Origin of the sequence: Streptomyces albidoflavus (assembly GCF_000719955.1) — a bacterium.
GTDB classification, from domain to species: domain Bacteria; phylum Actinomycetota; class Actinomycetes; order Streptomycetales; family Streptomycetaceae; genus Streptomyces; species Streptomyces albidoflavus.
In genome coordinates, this window is record NZ_JOII01000014.1 from 41,172 (window position 1) to 64,237 (window position 23,066).

Below are 23,066 nucleotides of genomic sequence, written 5' to 3' on the forward strand. Positions count from 1 at the left end.
GGGACCCGGCGGGCTCCTCCCACCCCACCCCCGGGGCCCCCTGCCGCGGCGTTCCGGCCATCGCGCCCCGTCCCGCCCCGCCGAACCGGTCATTCCGCCCGGGTGCCGTCCGGACCGGGGAATGCGCCCCGGCACCCCGGGGTTGCCCCCCACGTGTCCGATTCAGCTGAGCACCCTCGCGAGCCCGACCCCACCCGTACCCCCGCCCCCACGACGGCCACGGAGCAACCCGTCGCGCCCCCGGAGCAGTCCGGGCCCCCCGCCCGCGAACCCATGCCCCTGGCCGTCTACATCCTCGGCCTCGCCGTGTTCGCCCTCGGCACCAGTGAGTTCATGCTGTCGGGGCTGCTGCCGCCGATCGCACGCGACATGGATGTCACCATTCCGCAGGCGGGGCTGCTGATATCGGCGTTCGCCGTCGGGATGGTGGTGGGCGCGCCGCTGCTGGCGGTGGCGACGCTGCGGCTGCCGCGCCGGGTGACGCTGATCGCCCTCATCACCGTCTTCGGCCTCGGCCAGGTCGCGGGCGCCCTCGCTCCCTCGTACGGCGTGCTGTTCGCCTCCCGGGTGGTCAGCGCGCTGGCCTGCGCCGGGTTCTGGGCGGTCGGGGCGGCGGTGGCCATCGCGATGGTGCCGGTCACCTCGCGGGCGCGGGCGATGGCCGTGATGATCGGCGGGCTCTCCGTCGCCAACGTCCTCGGGGTGCCGATGGGCGCCTTCCTCGGGGACCAGCTCGGCTGGCGGTCGGCGTTCTGGGCGGTGGCGGCGGCCTCGGCGGTGGCGCTGGTCGGGGTGGTGGCGCGGGTGCCGCACATCCCGCGTCCGGCCGAGAAGCCGGTGCTGCGCAAGGAGTTGGCGATCTACGCGGACCGGCAGGTGTGGCTGGCGATCGTCGCCACCGCCTTCGCGGCGGGCGGCGTCTTCTGCGCGTTCAGCTACATGGCGCCGCTCCTCACCGACGTGGCGGGACTGGCCGAGTCCTCGGTGCCGTGGGTGCTGGCGCTCTTCGGCGCGGGCGCGCTGGTCGGTACGGCGATCGGCGGGCGGGTGGCCGACGCGCACCTCTTCGGCGTCCTGCTGAGCGGGATGGCGGCCTCCGCCGTCTTCCTCACCGCGCTGGCCCTGCTCTCCTCCACCGCCGCCTTCGCCATCGCCCTCTCCTTCCTGCTGGGCCTCTCGGCCTTCTACACCGCTCCGGCGCTCAACGCCCGCATGTTCAACGTCGCGGGCGCCGCCCCCACCCTGGCCGGCGCCACCACCACGGCCGCCTTCAACCTCGGCAACACCGGCGGCCCCTGGCTCGGCGGCACCGTCATCGACGCGGGCCTCGGCTACCCGGCCACCGCCTGGGCGGGCGCGGCCATGCTCCTCGTCGGCATCGCCGCCGTCGCGCTGGCGCTGCGGCTGGGCCGGGGCGGGGGCCGGAGCCGGGTCGCGGCCCGGTCGGCCGGGCGGTCGGCGGAGGCGGCCGAGCCGCAGGCCGCGCCCGTCTCCGGCACGGCGTAAAAGGCCGAGCCGGAACCGGCCGCAGCGCCTACCCTCGGCCTCATGCTGGAGATGGGCGCGGATCAGGTGGACGAGGCCGTCGCGGAGTGCGCGGCGCTGCTGCGGTCGGTCGCGGACCGGGACTGGGAGGTGCCGGCCGGTTCCCTGGAGTGGTCGGTGCGGCACACGGTGGAGCACGTGGCGGACGATCTCATCGCGTACGCCGCGCAGTTGACCGGCCGCGCCACCTCCAAGTATGTCGGGTTCGGCATCACCCTCGCGGACGGGATGAGCAACGAGGACGCGATCGGCGTCGTCACCGCCACCGGCGGCCTGCTCTCCTCCGTCGTCCGCACGACGCCGCCGGGGGTGCGCGGCTGGCACTCCTTCGCGTACGGCGCCGGGGACCGGACCGGGTTCGCGGGGATGGGCGTCGCCGAGGTGCTGCTGCACACGTACGACATCGCCTGCGGGCTCGGGGTGGAGCGCTGGCGCCCGCCGGGGCAGCTCAGCCAGTCCCTGCTGGCCCACCTCTTCCCGCACGTGCAGCCGGGCCCCGACCCGGCGCGCACCCTGCTGTGGGCGACCGGCCGCGGCGACCTCCCGGGGCGTCCCAAGGTCACCGCCTGGCACTGGCACAACGCGATCGTGCTGCCCGTCGAGGACGAGGAGGCCGGGGCGGACGTGCTGGAGCTGCGCGAACTCTCCCCGGCCGCCGCGATGGACCTCTCGGTCGGCGGTACGGCCGGCCACACCTGGCTCGGCGACGACCCCGACGAGGGCAGCCGCGCGGCGGGCGCCATGGTGGCGCGGGCGTACGCCCGGGGCACGCACCGGCCCGAGTGGGGCACCTTCGTCCTCGTCCGGGTCCGCGACGAACGGGCGCTGGGCACCCTCGGCTTCCACGGCCCGCCCGACGAGACCGGCAGCGCCGAGGTCGGTTACGGCCTCCAGGAGAAGGCCCGCGGCCACGGCCACGCCACCGCCGCCCTGCGCGCCCTCGCCGTCTGGGGCCTGGGCCAGCCGGGCTCCCCCACCCTGCGCGCCCGCGTCGACCCCGACAACCAGGCGTCCCAGGCCGTCCTGCGCCGCGCCGGTTTCACCCCGGCCGACCCTCCGGTCGTCGAGGACCTGGACGAGGGGATGGACCTGCGGTACGAGCGGCGGGGCTGAGTACGTCTACTCAGGCGCGTACCCCTCCGGTGCGCCACAGTCCTTGCCATGACGCCGAGTTCACCGTCACCGAGACCCGGAACCAGACTCCCGCCCCCGGCCGGGCCGCGCGAACCGCTGGGCCCGCTGGCCCAGTTCGGCGTGGCGCTGGGGGTGATCGTGCTGGAGCTGGCGCTGACGGCCGCCGTGCTGCTGGTCTGGTTCTTCGCCGCCCTCCACCTGGACCCCGGGACCCCGGCGCCCGAGGTCTCCCCGGCCCCCTACCTGCTCGCCGTGGTCGCGATCGGGGTCGGCGCGGGCGCGGTGGCGGTCACCTGGGGCCGCCGGCGGGCGTGGGGCGTGGCCCTCACGCAGGGAGTCATGGCCGCCCTGCTGACCTGCGGCGCCCTCGTCGGCCTCGCCTACGAGGCCCGCGACGCCGCCCCACAACAGCCGGCGCCCGCCCCCGGCATGGTGGGCTGCCGCAGCGGCGACCACAGCCAGGAGTGCGCGCACCTGGGCGGCTGAACCCGCAGCGGGCCCCGGGCTCCTCCCCATCCCCCGCCGGGAGGAGCCGGGGCTCCGCGTCGCGCCCCGGTCCCCCGTCCGGGCGCGAGAAGAACCCTGCCAGCACCGCCGGGCCCTGTCCTTGACCAGGAGTCCCCACTTCTCGACCCCGCGTCTCCGGCCCGGACGACCCGCCTCACTCCCTGCCCGGCGCCTTCCGCAGCGGGAACCAGAGCGCGGCGGCGAGCCGGGCCCGCCGGGTCAGCACGGTGTACGGGACCGGGGTGGCGCCCGCCCGCTCGGCAGGGGGCGACCATGACCGGCCTGCTAGGGGGTGCCGTCCCGCCGCTTGCGTCGCCGGAGTCCGGCCCGGGTGAGCAGCAGCACCACCTCGCGGCTGGAGACCTCGGCGGCCCCGGCCCGTACCGCGTCCGCGTACCGGTGGGCGGGCAGGTCGTAGTGGTCCCGCTCGAAGGCGCGCGGCGGCACCCCGATCCGGGCCGCGAAGGCGTGCAGCTCCTCGTAGGAGACGTCGCTGACCAGGTGGGACCAGAGGTGGCCGTGGCCGGGCCAGGTGGGCGGGTCGATGTAGATCACGGGTGTCCCGTCAGCCCGCCGGGGTGCCGCCGAGCGAGCCGACCGGCGCGATCACTGCCCCGGCCTTGCCGCACACCCAGTGCGGGTCCTCGCCCAGCTCCGGTTCGACGTCGAGGGCGTGCGGGTCCTCGTCCCCGCAGACCGGGCAGAGCGGCCAGCGCCCGACCCGCTCCAGCAGGGCGTCCTGCACGTCCTGCGCGACCAGCCCGGTGACGTACGCCGCGCCCTCCGGCCACTGCTCGACCCACCAGCGCCGCCCGGCCACCGCGTCCTCCACCAGGTCGGCCTCCTCGGCCGACCGCACCCCGAGATCGGCGAGGACCGCCGCCCGGGCGGTGTGCAGGGCCTGTTCCGTCCGCGCCATGTCGTTCATTCCCCCATTGTCCCCCGGACCCCGGTGACACCGGCGGTGATGTCGGCGGGGCATGGCACGGTGAGGCCCATGACCGTGATCATCACGCCTGAAGCCGTCCGCGAGGCCGCCCTCGACGCCGGGCGGGCCCTCGGCCTCCCCGAGCCGGTGACCGAGGCGTACGTCCGCCTGCTGCGGCCCTGCCTCCACCTCTGCCCCTACGACAAGCTGCCGGAGGAGCTGCGGGGGGAGGGCGCCCGTCCGGTCGCCCGGGTGGCGGGGCCCGCCCGGCTGCCGAAGGGCGTGGTCGTCCCCTCCTACGTCCCGCACGTGCTGACCCTCGACTGCGCCGCCCTGCCCGCCGGCGTCCTCGACATCGCCCTCCCCGCCGACGGCCACCTGGTGGTCCTCGCCGCGATCACGGACCAGGACCACGGCTGGGTCGTCCGCGTCCCGGCGGGGACGGAGACCGTCGAACGCCACCCGGGCGAGCGGGACGCCCTGGCGTCCGTCGCCCCCGTCCCGCTCTACGCCGTACCGGGCGTCACCACGCCCACGTACGTCGACAGCTCGGAGATACCGGAAGCGGCCGCCTACGCCGAGGGGAACGCCGAACGGGCCGGGCTTTTGGAGGAGTTGTCCGAGAAGCTGGAGTCGCTGGTCTCCGTCCCCTGGGCCTGGGAGATCCAGCTCGGCGGCTGGTCACCCGCCTGGCACGACCCGCTGGAGGACCGCGGGGACATCCTCCTCGTGGCCGTCCCGGAGGGCGCGGTCTCCGGTGGCGACTGCATCACCTACGTCTCGGGCACCCCGGAGGAGATCGCGGAGTGCCGCTACGACGGCATCGCCTTCTCGGTCGAATGCTGATCCGCCGAAGGCCGCCGGCCGGGGGCCTCTGACCGGACCGCTCAGAGGTGGCCGGTGCTGTTCCACACCCCCGGCACCAGGCGGCCCCCCGCGTTGTGCCAGCGGGAGACGGAGGCGTTGGCCACCTGGGGCCGGTCGGGCACCGGCGCCCCGAGCCCCTCCAGCACGTACGCCACGGCCAGGGCCACCGCGTCGTGCGCCACGACCAGTACCCGCCGTCCCGCCGCCACCGCGTCCAGATCCCCGAGCAGGCCGCGCACCCGCAGGGCCACGTCCGCCAGCGACTCCCCGCCCGGCGGCCGGTACGTCCACTCCTCGCTCCGCTCCCGCCGCGCCCACTCCTGGGGGTCGGCCGCCCGCCAGGCGGGGGGCGAGTGCAGCGCGAACACCCCGTTCTCCCGGTCCCGTACCCGCTCCTCCACCACCACGGGTGGCGCCGCCCGCTCCCCGTACTCCCCCGCCGCGATCTCCCAGGTCCGCCGCGCCCGCGCGTACGGCGAACACACCACCAGCTCGGGCCCGTCCTCCACCGCCGCCAGCCACCGCCCGAGCGCGGCCGCCTGCTCCTCCCCGCGCCCGGTCAACGGCGTGTCCTCGGACCGCCCTTCCGGCACGGACAGGTCCCCCGTCTCCACGGCCCGCCGGTAGCGGACGTTGGCCTCGCTCTCGCCGTGGCGGACGACGGTGACGGAGGCGAGACGGGTGACGGTGGGGAGGGGCGGGAGGGACGGGAGCGGGGTGGGCATGGGGGTCCCTTCGTGACCGGTGACGGGGGCGCCCGTGCGCGCGACGCACCTCCAGCCTTTCCCCGGTGCGCCACCCGGCATTCCGGGCGGGCCCGCGGCCCTCCTCGGCGCCTCCGTACCGCCTCAACTCGGTTGCTGGTAACGGCACTTGAGGAACGAGAGGGCAGCCGGACCCTGGGCCCGGACCCAGTCGGGGTGATTGGGCCCGTGGCTCCATTGACGGCTCTGACGCCACTGACGCATCGTCTGACGCACACCGGACGTCCACATTTTGTTGACCCGGAGGGGGGTACGGCACACCCGTGCCGCGCGCCTCCCTCCCTCAGCCAGGGAGGCGCTCGTGCGACACAGCGTCAGGGCCGGACTCGGCCTCGTTCTCGCCCTCCTCACCACGGCGGCGCCCGCCGGAGCCGCGTACGCGGGAACGACGGGCGGCTCGCCGGGTCCCCCCGAACCGCAGGTGCGGGCCGTCTCCGGCCCGGCGCCCGGGGCGGTCACCGGCCTCGCGGCGGGGGCGCCGTTCAAACTGCCGTACCCGGCGGGCCAGCGGTACACCGTGACCCAGACCCCGGGCAGCGGCTACTCGCACAACGACGACTACAACCGCCACGCCGTCGACTTCGCCATGGGCACCGGCACCGCCATCGTCGCCTCGGCGGGCGGCACGGTGCACTACGCGGGCTGGACCGACGGGGGCGGCGGCAACCAGGTCCTGATCAACCACGGCAACAACCGGTGCACCCAGTACGCCCACCTCAGCTCCGCCAGCGTGCGGGCCGGGGCCCGGGTGGCGCAGGGCCAGCGGATCGCCAGCTCGGGCGCGACCGGCAACGTGACCGGCCCGCACCTGCACTGGAACGTGGTGCACTGCAGCAGCTTCCTCAGCCGCGAGATACCCAACACCGTGGAGACGGGCACCAGTTACCCCACCGGCTCCGCGCCGCTGAGCCAGAACAGGCCGGGCTCCTCGACCCGCCCCGACCTGGAGCGCGTCTCCGACTGGAGCGGCGACGGCAAGGCGGACGTGCTCGGCGTCGACTCCGGCGGCAAGCTCTGGTACTACCCGCACAACGGCAACGCCCTCAGCTCACCCGTCCAGCTCGGCCACGGCTGGGGCTCCTTCCGGCACGTCATGGCCGCCGACTGGAGCGGCGACGGCAAGGCCGACATCCTCGGCGTCGACGCCCAGGGCCGGCTCTGGTACTACCCGCACAGCGGCAACGGCTTCGGCGCGCGGAAGCAGATCGGCCACGGCTGGCAGAGCTTCCGGCACGTCAAGGCGGCCGACTGGAGCGGCGACGGCAAGGCGGACGTGATCGGCGTCGACTCCGGCGGCAAGCTCTGGTACTACCCGCACAGCGGCAAGGGCTTCGGCCCGCGCAAGCAGCTCGGCCACGGCTGGGGCTCCTTCCGGTTCGTGATGTAGGCACCCGCGCCGACGGCACGCGCCACGGCCCGCCGGGCCACCCCTCCATCCCGGGGTGGCCCGGCGGGCCGTCGCCGTTCCCCGGCCGCCGCCACCTCTTGCCAAAACCCGGACCCTGAAAATACCTTTCAGAGGTGACCAGCAACGTGAAGGAAAGTTTCGGACACTCCGCCCCGCCGGCCCCCGCGGCGCTCGCGGCCAAGGTCAGGACGTTGGCGCCGTCGATGACGCGGTCGATGCAGCGGGTCGCGGAGGCCGTGGCGGGGGACCCCGCGGGGTGTTCGGCGTTGACCGTGACCGGGTTGGCCGAGCTGACCGGGACCAGTGAGGCGACGGTGGTGCGGACGGCCCGGCTGCTCGGGTATCCGGGGTACCGGGACCTGCGGCTCGCGCTGGCGGGGCTCGCCGCGCAGCAGGAGTCGGGGCAGTCGCCGGCGGTGACCGCCGACATCGCGGTGGACGACTCCCTGGCCGACGTGGTGGCGAAGCTGGCCTACGACGAGCAGCAGACCCTCGCCGACACCGCCGCCGGGCTGGACACCGCGCAGCTCGCGGCATGCGTGGACGCGCTGGCGGGGGCCCGGCGGATCGACATCTACGGCATCGGGGCCTCCGGGCTCGTCGCGCAGGACCTGGCGCAGAAGCTGCTGCGGATAGGTCTGATCGCCCACGCCCACGCGGACCCGCACCTGGCGGTGACCAACGCCGTGCAGCTGCGCCCGCGGGACGTGGCGATCGCCATCACCCACTCCGGGACCACCGGCGACGTGATCGAGCCGCTGCGCACCGCCTTCGAACGGGGCGCCATCACGATCGCGGTGACCGGACGGCCCGACGGCGCCGTCTCCCAGTACGCCGACCACCTGCTGACCACTTCGACGGCGCGCGAGAGCGAGCTGCGGCCGGCCGCGATGTCCTCGCGGACCAGCCAGCTCCTCGTCGTGGACTGCCTCTTCGTCGGCGTCGCGCAGCGTACGTACGAGACGGCGGCGCCCGCGCTCTCCGCCTCCTACGAGGCGCTGGCGCACCGCCACGACCCGCGCTCCGGGCGCCGCTGACCGCGTACCGCCCGCCGCGCCCGCCCCGAGAACTCCCGCACCCGCACCCCGTACCGAAAGAGCCCGCCCGATGACCGACACCACCGCCCGCGCAGACGCCCCGTCCGACGGGGGCATCCGGGCCCAGCTGGAGACGCTGACCACCGAGGCGTTCCGGCCCGAGCTGGCCGAGATCGACCGGCTCTCCACGCTGGAGATCGCCCGCACCATGAACGCGGAGGACGCCACCGTGCCCGGCGCCGTGGCACGGGTGCTCCCCGAGATCGCCGCCGCCATCGACCGGATCGCGGAGCGGATGGCGCGCGGCGGACGGCTGGTCTACGCGGGCGCCGGTACGGCCGGACGGCTCGGCGTGCTGGACGCCAGCGAGTGCCCGCCCACGTTCAACACCGACCCCGCCGAGGTCGTCGGCCTGATCGCGGGAGGCCCCACCGCCCTGGTCACCTCGGTCGAGGGCGCCGAGGACAGCGCCGAGCTGGCCGCCCAGGACCTGGCCGCGCTGGCGCTCACCGCCGAGGACACGGTGGTCGGGATCTCCGCCTCGGGCCGCACGCCGTACGCGGTCGGCGCCGTGGAGTGCGCCCGGCGGGCCGGGGCGCTCACCGTCGGCCTCTCCTGCAACGCGGGCAGCGCGCTGGCGGCCGCCGCCGACCACGGCATCGAGGTCGTGGTGGGGCCGGAGCTGCTGACCGGCTCGACCCGGCTGAAGTCCGGCACCGCGCAGAAGCTGGTGCTGAACATGATCTCGACCCTCACCATGATCCGGCTCGGCAAGACGTACGGGAACCTCATGGTCGACGTGCGGGCCTCCAACGAGAAGCTGCGCGCCCGTTCGCGCCGCATCGTCGCGCTGGCCACCGGCGCCGGGGACGAGGAGATCGAGGCGGCGCTGACCGCCACCGGCGGCGAGGTGAAGAACGCCATCCTGACGATCCTGGGCGGCGTCGACGCCCCCGCCGCCGACCGCCTGCTCACCGACGCCCGGGGCCATCTGCGGGAGGCGCTCGCCGCCGCCCGGCCCGGCAGCACCACCTGACCGCACCACCGCCCCACCCCCCGCACAGCAAGGCAGCACGCACCATGGCTGAGAACAAGAACCGCGCCCTCGCCGCCGCGATCCTCCCGCTCGTCGGCGGCGCCGCCAACGTCACCACCGTCGTCCACTGCATGACCCGGCTCCGGCTGGGTCTCGCGGACCGCTCGCTCGTCCAGGACGAGGCCCTGAAGGCCGTGCCCGGCGTGATGGGCGTGGTCGAGGACGACACGTACCAGATCGTCCTCGGGCCGGGGACGGTCGCCCGGGTCACCCCGGAGTTCGAGGCACTGGTGGAGGAGGAGCGGGCGGCCGCTCCGGCTCCGCGGCCCGTGCCCGCCTCCGCCGGCGCCCCCGAGCCGCACCCGGTCACCGCCGAGGAGCTGGCGGCGCGCGGGGCCGAGATCAAGGCGGAGCGCAAGGCGCGCAACGCCACCCCGCTCAAGCTGTTCCTGCGCCGCATCGCCAACATCTTCGTGCCGCTCATCCCGGCCCTGATCGGCTGCGGCATCATCGCGGGCGTCAACGGCCTGCTGACCAACCTCGGCTGGGCGCCCGGCGTCACCCCGGCGCTCGGCGCGCTCGCCTCCGGCTTCATGGCGCTGATCGCGGTCTTCGTCGGCTACAACACCGCCAAGGAGTTCGGCGGCACGCCGATCCTGGGCGGGGCGGTCGCCTCGATCATCGTCTTCCCGGGCATCGGGGACGTCGAGGTCTTCGGCTCGAAGCTCTCGCCCGGCCAGGGCGGGGTGCTGGGCGCGCTGGGCGCGGCGGTCCTCGCGGTCTACGTCGAGCGGTGGTGCCGGCGCTGGGTGCCGGAGGCGGTGGACGTGCTGGTCACGCCGACCGTCACGGTGCTCGTCTCCGGCCTGGTCACCGTCTTCGGCCTGATGTTCGTCGCCGGGCAGATCGCCTCCGGCATCGGCACCGGCGCCGACTGGCTGCTGGAGAACACCGGCGCCTTCGCCGGGTTCGTCCTCGGCGGGCTCTTCCTGCCGCTGGTCATGCTCGGCCTGCACCAGGCGCTCATCCCGATCCACACCACCCTGATCGAGTCGCAGGGCTACACCGCGCTGCTGCCGATCCTCGCCATGGCCGGCGCCGGACAGGTCGGCTGCGCCGTCGCCGTCTACCTGCGGCTGCGCCGCAACGCCTCGCTGCGCCGCACCATCCGCTCGGCGATGCCCGCCGGCATCCTCGGCGTCGGCGAACCGCTGATCTACGGGGTCTCGCTGCCGCTGGGCCGCCCCTTCGTCACGGCCTGCGTCGGCGGCGCGGCGGGCGGTGCCTTCATCGGCGCCTTCTCGATGCTCGGCGACACGGTCGGCTCCACGGCGATCGGCCCCTCCGGCTGGGCCCTCTTCCCGCTCCTCGCGGGCAACCAGAGCCTCGGCCTGCTCATCGCCGTCTACGGCGGCGGCCTGCTCACCGGCTACCTGGTCGGCTTCCTCGCCACGTACTTCTTCGGCTTCAGCAAGCAGATGCTCACCGACCTCAACGCCGCCGTCGACGCCGGCGAGTCCGGCGAGGCCCGCGCCGAGGCGGAGCCGACGGACGCGGCGCCGGACTCCCCGGAGGCGCCGGACGCACCCGGGACCCCGGGCGGCCCCCGCCCGGGAACGCCGCCGGCCCCCGCCCCGGCGCCCGCGCCGAGCAGCTGACCCGTACGGCCCCCGGCACCGCGTCGCGTGAGCGCGAGGCGGTGCCGGGGGCGCTGCGCCCTGCTTGAATCCACCCCATGACGACACCCCCGCCCCACCCCTCCGCCCTCGACTCCGGCACCTGGCAGCTCGCCGACGACCTGCCCGCCGTCCGCCGCGTCGGTTACGGATCGATGCGCCTGCCCGGTCCCCTCGACGGGCCCGGCACCGACCGCGAGCGCGCGCTGCGGGTGCTGCGCCGCGCGGTGGAGCTGGGCGTCAACCACTTCGACACCGCCGCCTTCTACTTCTCCACCACCCGCTCGGCCAACGAGCTGATCAACGCCGCCCTCGCCCCCTACGCCGACGACCTGGTCATCGTCACCAAGGTCGGCCCGGGACGCGACACGTGGGGCCGGTGGCAGTGGGCGAGCCCGGAGCAGTTGCGCGGCCAGGTCGAGGAGAACCTGCGCCAGCTCGGCCGCGACCACCTGGACGTGGTCAACTTCCGCGTCCAGGGCCAGGAGTCCACCCAGTCCCTCGCCGACCACTTCGGCGCCCTCGCCGAACTCCGCGAGGCCGGCCTCGTCCGCCACCTCGGCGTCTCCAACGTCCGCCCGCACCACCTCGCCGAGGCCCGCGCCATCGCCCCGGTGGTCTGCGTGCAGAACCTGTACGGGACCGGCGCGAGCGCCCAGGAGCAGGAGTTCGTCCAGGAGTGCGGCGAGGCGGGCATCGCCTACGTGCCGTTCTTCTCGATCTCCGGCGCCCGTCGCGAGGCGGGCGCGGGTGAGCCCGGGCAGGCCGTACGCGAGATCGCCGAGGCGCACGGCGCGACCCCCGCCCAGGTGAAACTGGCCTGGACGCTCCAGCAGGGCCCGCACGTCCTCGCCATCCCCGGCACCACCGACCCGGCCCACCTGGAGGAGAACGTGGCGGCGGGCTCCCTGCGCCTGAGCGAGGCGGAGTTGGAGCGGCTGGGCACCCCCGTCGCCTGACCTCGGCCCGGCGCGGCGGCACCCCCCGCCGCGCCCCGGCGCCGGATCATGGCGCGATGACCGTACGCGGAATCGACCACATCGGCCTCACCGTCCCCGACCTGGAGGCCGCCACCCGCTTCCTGGCCGACGCGCTCGGCGCCGAGGTGCTGTACGACACGCTCCCCGCCGGCCGGGGCCCGGTCGGCGGCCCGGAGACCGAGCAGCGCCTCGGCGTCCCGCCCGGCACCCGCCAACTGGCCATCCGTATGCTCGCCCTCCCCGACGGCCCCGGCATCGAACTCTTCGCCTACGACCCGCCCGGCCGCTCCCCCGCCCTCCCCCACGACCTCGGCTGGCAGCACCTCGCCCTGTACGTCGACGACCTGGACGCCACCCTCGCCCGCGCCGTCGAGGCGGGCGCCGACCCCCTCGCCCCGCCCCATCCCCTCCCCGGCCCGGAGGCAGGCCCCGCCAACCGCTTCGCCTACCTCCGCACCCCCTGGGGCAGCACCCTGGAACTGGTCACGTACCCGGACCCGCAGCCGTACGAGGAGGAGACGGCGCGGCGTCGGTGGCGGCCCGCGCGGGGTTGACGGGGGCGGGCCGTGCCGCGAGCATCGGCGCGGACCCGACGGCTGAAGAGAGGACCCCGGGCCCGTGGCCCTGCCCCCTCCCCCGGCGGACACGCCCGCAGCCCACGCCCTCGCGCTCCTGGGCGAACGGGGTGCCGGCCGCCTCCCGCACCCCGGCGGTGACCTCGCCACCCACCTCCGGCGCGTCCACAGCCAACTCGCCACGTGGGGCGCCCGCCCCGCCCTCCGACTGGCCGGCCTCTGCCACGCGTTCTACGGCACCGACGGCTTCCCCACCGCCCTGCTCCCGCTCCCCCGCCGCGCCGAACTCGCCGCCGTCATCGGCGAGGAGGCGGAGGAACTGGTGTACCTGTACGCCAGTTGCGACCGGCCGGCGACCTACCCCCGGCTCGCCGACCCCGAAGCCCCGTTCCACGACCGCTTCACCGGCACGACCACGCTCCCGAGCCTCGCGGCCCGCCGCGACTTCGCCGAAATCAGCGCGGCCAACGAACTCGACCTCGCCGCCCACGACCCGGACTTCCTCGCCGCCCACGGCCCGGACCTGCTCGCCCTCTTCACCCGGGTCAGCTCCCTGCTGTCCCCCGCCGCCTGGGCCGACTGCCAGGCCGTCCTCGCCGACCCGCTGCCCGGCTCCCCCGAGGGGCCGCCCCCGCCCTGCGGCGTACCCTCGGCCGGATGACCGAGCCCGACTCCCCCGCCCCCGTCCCCGACGCCCCGCTCCTCTGCGGCGCCCTGATGCGCCTGGTCCGCCCCGACGACGCCCCCGCCCTGCTCGCCGCGTACCGGCGCAACGCGGCCCACCTCGCGCCGACCGAACCCCGGCGCGGGGAACGTTTCGCCACGCTCGAAGGGCAGCGCGAGCGGATCGCGGGGCAGCTGCGGGAGTGGGAGGCCGGGCGGGCGGTGCCGTGGGTGCTGGATGGTTCCGGCGTGCCGGGGGCCCCGCCGGTGCTCGGCACCCTCACCTTCACCGGGATCGTGCGCGGCCCGCTGCTCAGTGCCTCGGTGGGCTACTGGGTGGACCAGGGGCACACCGGGCGGGGCCTCGCGGGGCAGGCGCTCGCTCACGCCGTGGCGTACGCCCGGGACGCGCTCGGCCTGCACCGGCTGGAGGCGGGCACGCTGCTGGACAACACCGCCTCCCAGCGCGTCCTGCTCCGCGCGGGCTTCACCTGGTACGGCACCGCCCCCGACTACCTGCACATCGCGGGTGCCTGGCGCGACCACCACCGCTACCAGCTGATCCTCGGCGAGGTGGAACCCCGGCTGTGACGGCTCCGGCGCCGGTCCCCCCGTGACCGGCGTTCCGGGGCGCCTCAGGGCAGCCGCCCTTCCCAGTTGATCTCCCGCACCTTGGCGCGCAGCACCTCCTTCCGGTCGGCGGCCCGCACGGCGCGCGGCGGGCAGTCCCACTCCTTGCCGCCGCCGGGCGGCCGCAGCTGGATGTACGGCCCCTCGCTGCCCATGACCCGGCCGAGGCGGCCGTCCCGCGCGTCGACCGCGAAGGCGCCGACCACCCAGGCGACCTCGGGCGCCTCCGGCTCGTCCCCGCCGGCGCAGCAGGCATCGTCGTCGCTCATCGCTGCCGGGCCCCCTCCAGGACGGCGCTGAGCCGGTCGGCGGTCTCGACGTTGCACCGCCCGAGGTCGACGAGCGGGGCGGGGTCGTTCCCCGCGCTCGACACCGGCTCCAGCCGCAGCGACGGCAGGACGATCCCCGCCTCCGCCAGCCCGGCGCGGAGCCGGTCCACCGCCTCCTGGGCGGCCCCCACCCGGTCGGTGGTCCTGCCGTGCGCCTCCGTGCCCTTCACGGCGCTCACTCCCTCTCCATCGTCCACGCTCTGTAGTGAGATTGCCCACACAGCGTGTTCAACGCGCCGAGGCCCCCGACAGTGGCGCTCCTCCCCACATCCGGGGGTAGCGGCAGGCACATCCGGGGGTGGCGACGGCGCGCGGAGCCCTCCGGACGACCACCCCGCACACCCCCCGCCGGGCCGCCACCCGCCCGCGTACCGGAGGATGGGCCCCATGACCACGACCCGCCCCGGCACCGCCCCCGACGGGGCGGACGACCCGTACGAGCCGGTGTTCACGCCCGCCCGGGGCGGCGCGCGGTACGTCTACAACCACCGCAATCCGGTCGGGCTCGCCCTGATCCTGCTGGCGCCGCTCACCGCGCTCGGCGTCATCCTCTACCTCCACGACTCCGGCAGCTGGAGCCGCGGGGAGCTGCGGGACGCGGTCTACGGGGCCGCCGAGGAGATGAACCGGGCCCCGCACGTCCACCACTCCGACCTCGGCTACGCCTGGTCCCTGGAGGACGCCGTCGACCGCCAGCCGGGCACCCCGTTCATCGGCGCCTCCGTCCACCGGGGCACGGGCCCGGACCGCACCGCGTACACGGTCACCGGCTCCGGCACCTCCGCCGCGTACTGCCTCCACGTCTACGAGGGCCACGACGCCGCCGCCGACCGGTCGATCCTGCACGTCTTGGCCGAGGACGGGCCCTGCTGACCCGCTGCCGGACACCACGACGCCCCCGCCTGCCGCCTGCGGCGGTGTGACGGGGGCGTGGTGCCGGCGCACCCGGGCCCTTCGGGGTCTCCCCCGGCCTCAGGAACGCCGCACGGAAGTCAGGACTGCGGCCTGCTGCCGTGGTTGGCGCCGTTCTTGCGACGCGCCTTCTTCTTACGGCGACGCTTGGAGGACATGACCGCGCTCCTTTCTCTCGGACGTTCCGTGGCCGTGAGGCCGGGTCCACCCTCGCACATCGCGGGTGTCCGAGGCGATCCCGAGGACGGACAGCACCAACGCCACCGGGGCGGCATCCCTCGGAAGAGGGACACCGCCCCGGTGGGCGTGGTGCCGGACGGGCCGACCGGAAGCGGGTCCGGTCAGAAGTCCATGTCACCGCCGGGCATGCCACCCGGGGCAGCGGCGGCGGCCTTCTCCGGCTTGTCGGCGATGACGGCCTCGGTGGTGAGGAAGAGGGCGGCGATCGACGCGGCGTTCTGGAGCGCGGAACGCGTCACCTTGGCCGGGTCGAGGATGCCCTCGGCGATCATGTCGACGTACTCGCCGGTCGCGGCGTTCAGGCCGTGGCCCACGGAGAGGTTGCGCACCTTCTCCACGACCACGCCGCCCTCCAGGCCACCGTTGACGGCGATCTGCTTGAGCGGGGCCTCCAGGGCCAGCTTGACGGCGGCGGCACCGGTGGCCTCGTCGCCCTCGAGCTCGAGCTTCTCGAAGACCGAGGAAGCCTGGAGCAGAGCCACGCCACCACCGGCGACGATGCCCTCCTCGACGGCGGCCTTGGCGTTGCGCACCGCGTCCTCGATGCGGTGCTTGCGCTCCTTCAGCTCGACCTCGGTGGCGGCACCGGCCTTGATGACGGCCACGCCGCCGGCCAGCTTCGCCAGACGCTCCTGGAGCTTCTCGCGGTCGTAGTCCGAGTCGCTGTTCTCGATCTCGGCGCGGATCTGCGCGACGCGGCCGTTGACCTGGTCGCTGTCGCCGGCACCGTCGACGATCGTGGTCTCGTCCTTGGTGATGACGACCTTGCGGGCGCGGCCCAGCAGGTCGAGACCGGCGTTCTCCAGCTTGAGGCCGACCTCCTCGGAGATGACCGTGCCGCCCGTGAGGATGGCGATGTCACCGAGCATGGCCTTGCGGCGGTCGCCGAAGCCCGGGGCCTTGACGGCGACGGACTTGAAGGTGCCACGGATCTTGTTGACCACCAGGGTCGACAGGGCCTCGCCCTCGACGTCCTCGGCGATGATCAGCAGCGGCTTGCCCGACTGCATGACCTTCTCCAGCAGCGGGAGCAGGTCCTTCACGTTGCCGATCTTGGAGTTGACGATGAGGATGTACGGGTCGTCGAGCGACGCCTCCATCCGCTCCATGTCGGTGGCGAAGTACGCCGAGATGTAGCCCTTGTCGAAGCGCATACCCTCGGTGAGCTCCAGCTCCAGACCGAAGGTCTGGGACTCCTCGACGGTGATGACGCCTTCCTTGCCGACCTTGTCCATGGCCTCGGCGATCAGCTCGCCGATCTGGGTGTCGGCGGCGGAGATGGAGGCGGTGGAGGCGATCTGCTCCTTGGTCTCCACGTCCTTCGCCTGCTCCAGCAGGGCGGAGGAGACGGCCTCGACGGCCTTCTCGATGCCGCGCTTCAGGGCCATCGGGTTGGCACCCGCGGCGACGTTGCGCAGACCCTCGCGGACGAGCGCCTGGGCCAGGACGGTCGCGGTCGTCGTGCCGTCACCGGCGACGTCGTCCGTCTTCTTCGCGACCTCCTTGACCAGCTCGGCGCCGATCTTCTCGTACGGGTCTTCGAGCTCGATCTCCTTGGCGATGGAGACACCATCGTTGGTGATCGTGGGGGCGCCCCACTTCTTCTCGAGGACGACGTTGCGGCCCTTGGGGCCAAGGGTGACCTTGACGGCGTCGGCGAGCTGGTTCATCCCGCGCTCGAGACCGCGCCGCGCCTCCTCGTCGAACGCGATGATCTTGGCCATGTGAAGTGGTCCTCCCAGGACTGGGGGTCCCCCCGGACTCTGTCTGGGGGAGGGTGGATACTCCGGACCGTGCTGGCGCCCGCGACGGACGGCCTGCCTGCCTCGCGGTTCCTTGCCCCGCGTGGCCAGCGGGCCTCACCGACCCGGTCCTTCTGTCACTCTCACTCGGAGAGTGCTAACGCCAATAATTAGCACTCGGGGTAGGAGAGTGCAAGGCGCTAGGGGCCTCCGGCCCCGCGCCCGCGTGCTGGGGGTGCCCTGTCCGCGCCGGCGGATGCGGAGGTCAGGCCGCCCCTGCCGCGGCGGGGGTGGGGTGGCCTCAATCGCCGGCCGGGCTCGAAAGATGGCCTCAAGCGCCGGCCGGGCTGATCTTTGACGAGCCGTCCGCTCACAGGCGCGCGCCAAAGATGGCCTCAAGCGCCGGCCGGGCTATAGATAGCCCGGCCGGCGATTGAGGCCACCCTTGGAGCCCGGCCGGCGTTTGAGGCCACCCTTGGAGCCCGGCCGGCGTTTGAGGCCACCCTTGGAGCCCGGCCGGCGTTTGAGGCCAACACAGAGGGCCCGCCCCCTGTTGGTGGGGCGGGCCCTCGTGAGTGTGGTGCGGTCGGCGCCTCAGGCGGCCACACGGACCATGTCCGCCTGCGGCCCCTTCTGACCCTGCGAGATCTCGAATTCGACCCTCTGACCCTCTTCAAGGGTGCGGTAGCCGTCCATCTGGATCGCGCTGTAGTGGACGAATACATCCGCACCACCGTCGACCGCGATGAAGCCGTAGCCCTTCTCCGCGTTGAACCACTTGACGGTGCCCTGAGCCATGCCTAACTCCCCTATTACTGGCCCTTGCACAGGCCCGCACTTCGCGGACCCGGGTCAGACCTCACCCCCCAACCTTCGGTCGGGGGTGTGCGCCGGAACGCGTCGACCGCCGCTGAATGTATCTGCCCAACTGCCGTCTGCAACAGGTCAGTCGGACGAGAAATCCGGGCGCGGGGAAACGGCGGAACCGGGAGGATGCGCCGGAGTTCCGGGCAAGTCGGGCCCGGCAAAAGGCGCGCAAGGGGGCGAATGGCCGGGGTACTTTGTGTGCTGCTCGCCGGGGAAAGAACGGCGGCTCATATGCTCCCGGCACAAACGCGGGAGGCTGTTCCCCAACTCTACCGCGTTCAACCATGCAGAATTGCCCCCTCCGCTTTCCCCGGGGGGAATGGAGCGGAGAGGGCAATTCGGTGGAGCGGGGGTTCGCCGCGCGGGCGAGGGGGCTCAGCAGCCGCCGGCGACCGCCGGGATGATCGAGATACCGGCGCCGTCGGGCGTGGCGGTCTCCAGGCCCTGCTCGAAGCGGACGTCGTCGTCGTTGACGTAGACGTTGACGAAGCGGCGCAGCTTGCCCTGGTCGTCCAGGACGCGGGCGGCGATGCCGGAGTGGTTCTTCTCCAGGTCGGCGATGACCTCGGCGAGGGTGGCGCCCTCGGCGGGGACCTCGGACCGGCCGCCGGTGTAGGTGCGCAGGATGGTGGGGATGCGGACGTTGACGCTCATGGGAGTGCCTTCCGGAAGCTGGTGCGGCGGTACGGGTGCGGGCGCGCCTAAGGCGCGCGGGTGACGGCGTCGGGAGGACGTCAGGAGGTGGCGAGACCGGCGGCGCGGAAGGCGTCCAGGTCGGGCCGGATGGTCGCGGTCGGGCCGGTGGTGGGCGCCACCGCGTCCAGGGTCTTGAGGCCGTCGCCGGTGTTGAGGACGACCGTGGTCAGGGACGGGTCGATCAGCCCGGCCTCGATGAGCTTGCGGGTGACGCCGACGGTCACGCCGCCCGCCGTCTCCGCGAAGATGCCCTCGGTGCGGGCGAGCAGCTTGATGGCGTCGACCACCTGCGCGTCGTCCACGTCCTCGACGGCGCCGCCGGTGCGCCGGGCGATGTCCAGGACGTAGGGGCCGTCGGCCGGGTTGCCGATGGCCAGCGACTTGGCGATGGTGTCGGGCTTCTGCGGGCGGACCACGTCGTGCCCGGCCTTGTAGGCGGTGGAGACCGGCGAGCACCCCTCGGCCTGGGCGCCGAAGATCTTGTACGGGCGGTCCTCGACCAGCCCGAGCGCGATCAGCTCCTTGAACCCCTTGTCGATCTTGGTGAGCTGCGAGCCGGAGGCCACCGGGATCACGATCTGGTCGGGCAGCCGCCAGCCGAGCTGCTCCGCAATCTCGTACGCCAGGGACTTGGAGCCCTCGCCGTAGTACGGGCGCAGGTTGACGTTGACGAAGCCCCAGCCCTCGCCGAGCGGGTCGCCGATCAGCTCGGAGCAGAAGCGGTTCACGTCGTCGTAGTTGCCCTCGATGCCGACGAGGTCGCCGCCGTAGACCGCGGCCATGACGACCTTGCCCTGCTCCAGGTCGTGCGGGATGAAGACGCAGGAGCGGAATCCGGCGCGGGCGGCGGCGGCGCCGACGGCTCCGGCCAGGTTGCCGGTGGAGGAGCAGGAGAGGGTGGTGAAGCCGAAGGCGCGGGCGGCCTCGACGGCGATGGCGACGACGCGGTCCTTGAAGGAGTGCGTCGGGTTGCCGGAGTCGTCCTTGACGTACAGGCCGCCGGTGACGCCCAGCTCGGCGGCGAGGTGGTCGGCCTTGACCAGCTGGGTGAAGCCCGGGTTGAGGCTGGGCTTGGTGGCGACGTCGGCGGGGACGGGCAGCAGCGGGGCGTACCGCCAGATGTTGGCCGGGCCGGCCTCGATGGCGGCGCGCAGGGCCTCGGGGTCGCCGGTGGGGAGGTCGTAAGCGACCTCCAGGGGCCCGAAACAGCTCACGCAGGCGAAGACGGGGCCGAGCGGGAAGCGCTCGCCGCACTCGCGGCAGGAGAGGGCGACAGCGGGGCCGAGATCGACCGCGGAGGTGTCCTGCGAGGGGGTTGCGGGGGTGGCGACGGTGTGCACAGCCATGACGGCGAGGCCCTTTCTCCTCATCTTCCTCGCGACGCATCTCGCCGCGAGACGGAATTGGCACCTTCCCGAGCCGGGAGCCTCGCGGACGCGGGTGGAACACGCGCCGGGAGTACCGACCGGAGGGTTGCCGGGGCTTCAACGGGCCGTGTCCCTCTGCCCCTCTGGATGAGCGGTATGGCGTCGGATCCCTTGTCTGGCGGGGCCGAACGCGTTTGTCGGGCGCGGAACCGGCGTCTCTCGACATGCGATGGTCACGCGCGCTGTTCAAGACTGTAACCGACGGCTTGGACAGTTGTGTGGGTCGTCCGAACCGCGAGATGGGGACCCCGGCCCCGGCAGCGCCGCCGGCACCGCCGCCCCCTCGCACGTGGCCGCTCGACACCGCGCCGCCCTCCCCCGAGGACGCGCGGAGGCCCGGGGGATCATGGGACATCACCTAGGACATGGCCTCGGACATGACCCGGACATGAGGGGACGATCACGTGCTCGAAGAGGTGGAGCGCTGGCTCACCAAGCGGTCCTGGTCCGCCGCCGACCGGCCGCTGAGCGCACTGGTGGCGGCCAAACGCAGGAGCGGGTCCACGGTCAGCGTGGTGCTGCCCGCCCTGAACGAGGAGGCGACGGTCGGGGCGATCGTGGCGGAGATCCGCCGCTCGCTCATGGAGGCCGTGCCGCTCGTCGACGAACTGGTGGTGATCGACTCCGGTTCCACCGACCGCACCTCGCAGGAGGCCGCGGCGGCCGGGGCCCGGGTCGTGCACCGCGACGTGATCCTGCCGAGGATGCCCGCCGTGCCCGGCAAGGGCGAGGTGCTGTGGCGGTCACTGATGGTGACCAGCGGGGACATCGTCTGCTTCGTCGACGCCGACCTGAAGGACTTCTCCCCCGACTTCGTCTCGGGCATCGTCGGCCCGCTGCTGACCGAGCCGGACGTCGACTTCGTCAAGGCGATGTACGACCGCCCGCTCGGCTCGGCCCCCGGCCAGGGCGGCCGGGTCACCGAACTCATGGCCCGCCCGGTCCTCAACCTGCACTGGCCCCACCTCGCGGGCTTCGTCCAGCCGCTGGGCGGCGAGTACGCGGTCCGCCGCGGCCTGCTGGAGCAGCTGCCGTTCCCCGTCGGCTACGGCGTGGAGCTGGGGCTGCTGGTGGACGCCCTGCACACGGTCGGCCTCGACGCGCTGGCCCAGGTCGACGTGGGCGTCCGCGTCCACCGCCACCAGGACGGCCTGGCGCTCGGCCGCATGGCCGCCGCCATCTACCGCACGGCCCAGCTCCGCCTGGCCCGCGGCCACCTGGTCCGCCCGGAACTGACCCAGTTCGAACGCGGCGACGACGGCTTCGTGGCCCGCACCACCAAGGTCGACACGGAGGAGCGCCCCCCGATGATCGAGATCACCGAGTACCGCGGCGGCCGCCTCGCCGGGCCCCCCCAGGAGCCGCTGCCGGAGCACACCGCCCACACCCGGCTCCCGGACTCGTACCACCGCCGGACGGGGTGAGGGCCCGCCCTCACCCCGCGACGACCCGGCTTCGGGAGCCGAAGGGGCGCGTCGTTGTCGAGACGCCCGTCGCGCGCAGGCCGCGAAGCGGTTGAGCACGTCGGGCGTCTCGACAACGACACCCAGCGCCCCGGAGGCGAGCGAAGCTCGCAAAAGAAGGAGGCGCCGCGTTTGCACCTCCTGGGAAGGGGCTAGGTACGCCGCATGGCTGTTACTGCTGACAGTGCACGCATTCTGGTCGCCTCCAACCGCGGCCCCGTCTCGTACGCCCTGCTGCCCGACGGGGAGCTGGAGGCCAAGCGGGGCGGGGGCGGGCTGGTGTCGGGGCTCTCGGCGATCGGCGCGGACGCCTCCACGCTGTGGGTGTGTGCCGCGCTGGGCGACGGGGACCGCGAGGCGGCGCGCCGGGCGGGGACGGGCACGCTGGAGACGGAGGACACCGGCGGGCAGCGGGTGCGGATGCTGGACATCCCGGCCGACACGCACGCCGCCGCGTACAACGGCATCGCCAACTCCGTGCTGTGGTTCGTCCACCACATGCTGTACCAGACCCCGGTGGAGCCGGCCTTCGGCCCGGAGTTCCGGGAGGAGTGGGCGGCGTACGAGGCGTACAACCGCGCCTTCGCCCAGGCGCTGGCCGCCGAGGCCGGTGAGGGCGCGGCGGTGCTGGTGCAGGACTACCACCTGGCGCTGGTCCCGGGGATGCTCCGCGCACTCCGGCCCGACCTGCGCATCGCGCACTTCACGCACACGCCGTGGGCCCCGCCGGACTACTTCCGGCTGCTCCCCGACGACATCGCCGCCCAGCTCCTGACCGGCCTGCTCGGCGCGGACCGGCTCGGTTTCCTCACCAGGCGCTGGGCGGGCGCCTTCGCCGACTGCGCGCAGGCCGTCCTCGGCGCCGAGCGCGCCGGCGCCTCGGAGCTGGCGTACGACGGGCGGCGTACGGCGGTCGGGGTGTACGGGCTGGGGGCGGACGCGGAGTTCCTGCGGGAGCGGGCGCACCGGACCGATGTGGACGACCGGCTGGTGGCGCTGCGCGAGCAGATCGGCGAGCCGGACCGGAAGACGATCGTGCGGGTGGACCGCACCGAGCTGTCGAAGAACATCGTCCGCGGCCTGCTCGCCTACCGCCAGCTCCTCCTCGACCACCCGGAGTGGGCGGGCCGCGTCGTCCACATCGCCTTCGCCTACCCCTCCCGCCAGGACCTGCCGGTCTACCGCGAGTACACCGCCTCCGTGCGGGCGCTGGCCGACGAGATCAACGAGCAGTTCGGCACGGTCGGCTGGACGCCGGTCGTCCTGCACGTCGAGGACGACTTCGCCCGCTCGCTGGCCGCCTACCGGCTGGCCGACGTGGCGCTGGTCAACCCGATCCGGGACGGCATGAACCTGGTCGCCAAGGAGGTCCCGGTCGTCTCCGACGCGGGCGTCGCCCTGGTCCTCTCCCGCGAGGCGGGCGCCTACGAGGAGCTGGGCGAGGACGCCCTGCCGGTCAACCCGTACGACGTGAGCGCCACCGCCCGCGCCCTCCACGACGCCCTGATGATGCCGCCCTCGGAGCGCGCCGAGCGCAGCAAGCGCCTGGCGGCGGCGGCCACGGCCCTGCCGCCCCAGCGCTGGTTCCTGGACCAGCTGGAGGCGCTGGGCGGCTGACGGGCCGGCCGGGGCCCGGTGGG

Annotated in this window: 25 protein-coding genes and 1 riboswitch; of the genes, 15 read left to right on the forward strand and 10 right to left on the reverse strand. The window is 74.1% G+C overall.

What is annotated here, in order from left to right:
• Positions 1-273: 273 nt before the first annotated feature.
• Genes IF45_RS0116695 through IF45_RS0116705 form a run of 3 tightly spaced genes read left to right on the forward strand, consistent with a single transcriptional unit; the run spans position 274 to position 3,165 of the window.
• Positions 274-1,506: a Cmx/CmrA family chloramphenicol efflux MFS transporter gene (locus IF45_RS0116695; protein WP_030308150.1), complete on the forward strand. Its 1,233-nt coding sequence runs from the start codon at positions 274-276 to the stop codon at positions 1,504-1,506.
• Positions 1,507-1,548: 42 nt separating this feature from the next.
• Complete coding sequence (locus tag IF45_RS0116700) at positions 1,549-2,658, forward strand: GNAT family N-acetyltransferase (RefSeq protein WP_030308151.1); 1,110 nt, start codon at positions 1,549-1,551, stop codon at positions 2,656-2,658.
• A 48-nt stretch (positions 2,659-2,706) separates the two neighbouring features.
• Positions 2,707-3,165, forward strand: a complete 459-nt coding sequence (locus tag IF45_RS0116705) for a DUF6234 family protein (protein WP_030308153.1) — start codon at positions 2,707-2,709, stop codon at positions 3,163-3,165.
• 306 nt (positions 3,166-3,471) lie between these two features.
• Here the strand turns inward: IF45_RS0116705 and IF45_RS0116710 are convergent, their stop codons facing one another.
• On the reverse strand, positions 3,472-3,741 hold the full coding sequence (locus IF45_RS0116710; protein ID WP_030308154.1) for a DUF4031 domain-containing protein: 270 nt from the start codon (positions 3,739-3,741) through the stop codon (positions 3,472-3,474).
• Positions 3,742-3,751: 10 nt separating this feature from the next.
• The gene (locus tag IF45_RS0116715) at positions 3,752-4,114 is read right to left on the reverse strand and encodes a DUF8819 family protein (RefSeq protein WP_003949970.1); all 363 of its coding nucleotides are present in this window, start codon (positions 4,112-4,114) and stop codon (positions 3,752-3,754) included.
• 69 nt (positions 4,115-4,183) lie between these two features.
• Here IF45_RS0116715 and IF45_RS0116720 point away from each other — a divergent pair, with 69 nt between their 5' ends.
• Entirely contained in the window at positions 4,184-4,960 is a 777-nt protein-coding gene (locus tag IF45_RS0116720) for a hypothetical protein (RefSeq protein ID WP_030308156.1), read from the forward strand.
• Positions 4,961-5,001: 41 nt separating this feature from the next.
• Here IF45_RS0116720 and IF45_RS0116725 read toward each other — a convergent pair whose 3' ends face one another.
• A complete protein-coding gene (locus IF45_RS0116725) occupies positions 5,002-5,706 on the reverse strand; it encodes a histidine phosphatase family protein (protein WP_008411338.1) in 705 nt (234 codons plus the stop codon).
• A gap of 340 nt (positions 5,707-6,046) precedes the next feature.
• Between IF45_RS0116725 and IF45_RS0116730 the strand changes: the two genes are divergently transcribed.
• The 8 genes from IF45_RS0116730 (at position 6,047) to IF45_RS0116765 (ending at position 13,711) form a co-directional block, all read left to right on the forward strand.
• On the forward strand, positions 6,047-7,132 hold the full coding sequence (locus tag IF45_RS0116730) for a VCBS repeat domain-containing M23 family metallopeptidase (RefSeq protein WP_030308158.1): 1,086 nt from the start codon (positions 6,047-6,049) through the stop codon (positions 7,130-7,132).
• 134 nt (positions 7,133-7,266) lie between these two features.
• Positions 7,267-8,190 (forward strand): MurR/RpiR family transcriptional regulator, encoded by a 924-nt coding sequence (locus IF45_RS0116735; RefSeq protein WP_030308160.1) that lies wholly within the window; start codon positions 7,267-7,269, stop codon positions 8,188-8,190.
• 70 nt (positions 8,191-8,260) lie between these two features.
• Complete coding sequence (murQ, locus tag IF45_RS0116740) at positions 8,261-9,226, forward strand: N-acetylmuramic acid 6-phosphate etherase (RefSeq protein WP_037638138.1); 966 nt, start codon at positions 8,261-8,263, stop codon at positions 9,224-9,226.
• Between the two features lie 44 nt (positions 9,227-9,270).
• Entirely contained in the window at positions 9,271-10,884 is a 1,614-nt protein-coding gene (locus tag IF45_RS0116745; protein WP_030308164.1) for a PTS transporter subunit EIIC, read from the forward strand.
• A 77-nt stretch (positions 10,885-10,961) separates the two neighbouring features.
• On the forward strand, positions 10,962-11,861 hold the full coding sequence (locus tag IF45_RS0116750) for an aldo/keto reductase (protein ID WP_015507369.1): 900 nt from the start codon (positions 10,962-10,964) through the stop codon (positions 11,859-11,861).
• Positions 11,862-11,917: 56 nt separating this feature from the next.
• Positions 11,918-12,436 carry a VOC family protein gene (locus tag IF45_RS0116755; RefSeq protein WP_003949962.1) on the forward strand — a complete coding sequence of 173 codons (519 nt, stop codon included), beginning with the start codon at positions 11,918-11,920 and terminating at the stop codon, positions 12,434-12,436.
• A gap of 64 nt (positions 12,437-12,500) precedes the next feature.
• Positions 12,501-13,118 (forward strand): DUF6817 domain-containing protein, encoded by a 618-nt coding sequence (locus IF45_RS0116760; RefSeq protein ID WP_030308166.1) that lies wholly within the window; start codon positions 12,501-12,503, stop codon positions 13,116-13,118.
• Positions 13,115-13,711, forward strand: a complete 597-nt coding sequence (locus IF45_RS0116765; protein WP_030308167.1) for a GNAT family N-acetyltransferase — start codon at positions 13,115-13,117, stop codon at positions 13,709-13,711. The genes IF45_RS0116760 and IF45_RS0116765 overlap by 4 nt, the downstream gene beginning before the upstream one ends.
• Positions 13,712-13,755: 44 nt before the next feature.
• Here IF45_RS0116765 and IF45_RS0116770 read toward each other — a convergent pair whose 3' ends face one another.
• Both IF45_RS0116770 and IF45_RS0116775 read right to left on the reverse strand, forming a co-directional pair.
• The gene (locus IF45_RS0116770) at positions 13,756-14,019 is read right to left on the reverse strand and encodes a hypothetical protein (protein WP_008411317.1); all 264 of its coding nucleotides are present in this window, start codon (positions 14,017-14,019) and stop codon (positions 13,756-13,758) included.
• Positions 14,016-14,258: a hypothetical protein gene (locus IF45_RS0116775; protein ID WP_008411314.1), complete on the reverse strand. Its 243-nt coding sequence runs from the start codon at positions 14,256-14,258 to the stop codon at positions 14,016-14,018. Before IF45_RS0116775 ends, IF45_RS0116770 begins: the two co-directional genes overlap by 4 nt.
• Positions 14,259-14,466: 208 nt before the next feature.
• Here IF45_RS0116775 and IF45_RS0116780 point away from each other — a divergent pair, with 208 nt between their 5' ends.
• The gene (locus tag IF45_RS0116780) at positions 14,467-14,952 is read left to right on the forward strand and encodes a hypothetical protein (protein ID WP_015507372.1); all 486 of its coding nucleotides are present in this window, start codon (positions 14,467-14,469) and stop codon (positions 14,950-14,952) included.
• Between the two features lie 119 nt (positions 14,953-15,071).
• Here the strand turns inward: IF45_RS0116780 and IF45_RS34415 are convergent, their stop codons facing one another.
• From IF45_RS34415 to thrC, 5 genes are all read right to left on the reverse strand, one after another.
• A complete protein-coding gene (locus tag IF45_RS34415) occupies positions 15,072-15,149 on the reverse strand; it encodes a 50S ribosomal protein bL37 (protein ID WP_370443954.1) in 78 nt (25 codons plus the stop codon).
• 183 nt (positions 15,150-15,332) lie between these two features.
• Positions 15,333-16,955: a chaperonin GroEL gene (groL, locus tag IF45_RS0116785; RefSeq protein WP_003949957.1), complete on the reverse strand. Its 1,623-nt coding sequence runs from the start codon at positions 16,953-16,955 to the stop codon at positions 15,333-15,335.
• Between the two features lie 612 nt (positions 16,956-17,567).
• The gene (locus IF45_RS0116790) at positions 17,568-17,771 is read right to left on the reverse strand and encodes a cold-shock protein (RefSeq protein WP_003949956.1); all 204 of its coding nucleotides are present in this window, start codon (positions 17,769-17,771) and stop codon (positions 17,568-17,570) included.
• A 444-nt stretch (positions 17,772-18,215) separates the two neighbouring features.
• The gene (locus tag IF45_RS0116795; RefSeq protein ID WP_003949955.1) at positions 18,216-18,494 is read right to left on the reverse strand and encodes a MoaD/ThiS family protein; all 279 of its coding nucleotides are present in this window, start codon (positions 18,492-18,494) and stop codon (positions 18,216-18,218) included.
• A gap of 80 nt (positions 18,495-18,574) precedes the next feature.
• Positions 18,575-19,882, reverse strand: a complete 1,308-nt coding sequence (gene thrC, locus IF45_RS0116800) for a threonine synthase (RefSeq protein ID WP_030770559.1) — start codon at positions 19,880-19,882, stop codon at positions 18,575-18,577.
• A 17-nt stretch (positions 19,883-19,899) separates the two neighbouring features.
• A riboswitch (SAM riboswitch) is annotated at positions 19,900-20,057 on the reverse strand.
• A gap of 310 nt (positions 20,058-20,367) precedes the next feature.
• Between thrC and IF45_RS0116805 the strand changes: the two genes are divergently transcribed.
• Together IF45_RS0116805 and IF45_RS0116810 are read left to right on the forward strand one after the other, a co-directional pair.
• Positions 20,368-21,387 carry a glucosyl-3-phosphoglycerate synthase gene (locus IF45_RS0116805; protein WP_030308170.1) on the forward strand — a complete coding sequence of 340 codons (1,020 nt, stop codon included), beginning with the start codon at positions 20,368-20,370 and terminating at the stop codon, positions 21,385-21,387.
• 204 nt (positions 21,388-21,591) lie between these two features.
• Positions 21,592-23,043, forward strand: a complete 1,452-nt coding sequence (locus tag IF45_RS0116810; protein ID WP_003949952.1) for an alpha,alpha-trehalose-phosphate synthase (UDP-forming) — start codon at positions 21,592-21,594, stop codon at positions 23,041-23,043.
• Positions 23,044-23,066 lie beyond the last annotated feature (23 nt).

Excerpts from the sequence above, each read along its gene's own strand:
- IF45_RS0116755 (WP_003949962.1), top strand. The coding sequence starts at position 11,918 with ATGACCGTACGCGGAATCGACCACATCGGCCTCACCGTCCCCGACCTG.
- IF45_RS0116700 (WP_030308151.1), top strand. The coding sequence starts at position 1,549 with ATGCTGGAGATGGGCGCGGATCAGGTGGACGAGGCCGTCGCGGAGTGC.
- IF45_RS0116795 (WP_003949955.1), bottom strand. The coding sequence starts at position 18,494 with ATGAGCGTCAACGTCCGCATCCCCACCATCCTGCGCACCTACACCGGC.
- IF45_RS34415 (WP_370443954.1), bottom strand. The coding sequence starts at position 15,149 with ATGTCCTCCAAGCGTCGCCGTAAGAAGAAGGCGCGTCGCAAGAACGGC.
- IF45_RS0116765 (WP_030308167.1), top strand. The coding sequence starts at position 13,115 with ATGACCGAGCCCGACTCCCCCGCCCCCGTCCCCGACGCCCCGCTCCTC.
- IF45_RS0116725 (WP_008411338.1), bottom strand. The coding sequence starts at position 5,706 with ATGCCCACCCCGCTCCCGTCCCTCCCGCCCCTCCCCACCGTCACCCGT.
- groL (WP_003949957.1), bottom strand. The coding sequence starts at position 16,955 with ATGGCCAAGATCATCGCGTTCGACGAGGAGGCGCGGCGCGGTCTCGAG.
- IF45_RS0116695 (WP_030308150.1), top strand. The coding sequence starts at position 274 with ATGCCCCTGGCCGTCTACATCCTCGGCCTCGCCGTGTTCGCCCTCGGC.
- IF45_RS0116790 (WP_003949956.1), bottom strand. The coding sequence starts at position 17,771 with ATGGCTCAGGGCACCGTCAAGTGGTTCAACGCGGAGAAGGGCTACGGC.
- IF45_RS0116715 (WP_003949970.1), bottom strand. The coding sequence starts at position 4,114 with ATGAACGACATGGCGCGGACGGAACAGGCCCTGCACACCGCCCGGGCG.
- IF45_RS0116770 (WP_008411317.1), bottom strand. The coding sequence starts at position 14,019 with ATGAGCGACGACGATGCCTGCTGCGCCGGCGGGGACGAGCCGGAGGCG.
- IF45_RS0116745 (WP_030308164.1), top strand. The coding sequence starts at position 9,271 with ATGGCTGAGAACAAGAACCGCGCCCTCGCCGCCGCGATCCTCCCGCTC.
- thrC (WP_030770559.1), bottom strand. The coding sequence starts at position 19,882 with ATGGCTGTGCACACCGTCGCCACCCCCGCAACCCCCTCGCAGGACACC.
- murQ (WP_037638138.1), top strand. The coding sequence starts at position 8,261 with ATGACCGACACCACCGCCCGCGCAGACGCCCCGTCCGACGGGGGCATC.
- IF45_RS0116720 (WP_030308156.1), top strand. The coding sequence starts at position 4,184 with ATGACCGTGATCATCACGCCTGAAGCCGTCCGCGAGGCCGCCCTCGAC.
- IF45_RS0116780 (WP_015507372.1), top strand. The coding sequence starts at position 14,467 with ATGACCACGACCCGCCCCGGCACCGCCCCCGACGGGGCGGACGACCCG.
- IF45_RS0116750 (WP_015507369.1), top strand. The coding sequence starts at position 10,962 with ATGACGACACCCCCGCCCCACCCCTCCGCCCTCGACTCCGGCACCTGG.
- IF45_RS0116705 (WP_030308153.1), top strand. The coding sequence starts at position 2,707 with ATGACGCCGAGTTCACCGTCACCGAGACCCGGAACCAGACTCCCGCCC.
- IF45_RS0116810 (WP_003949952.1), top strand. The coding sequence starts at position 21,592 with ATGGCTGTTACTGCTGACAGTGCACGCATTCTGGTCGCCTCCAACCGC.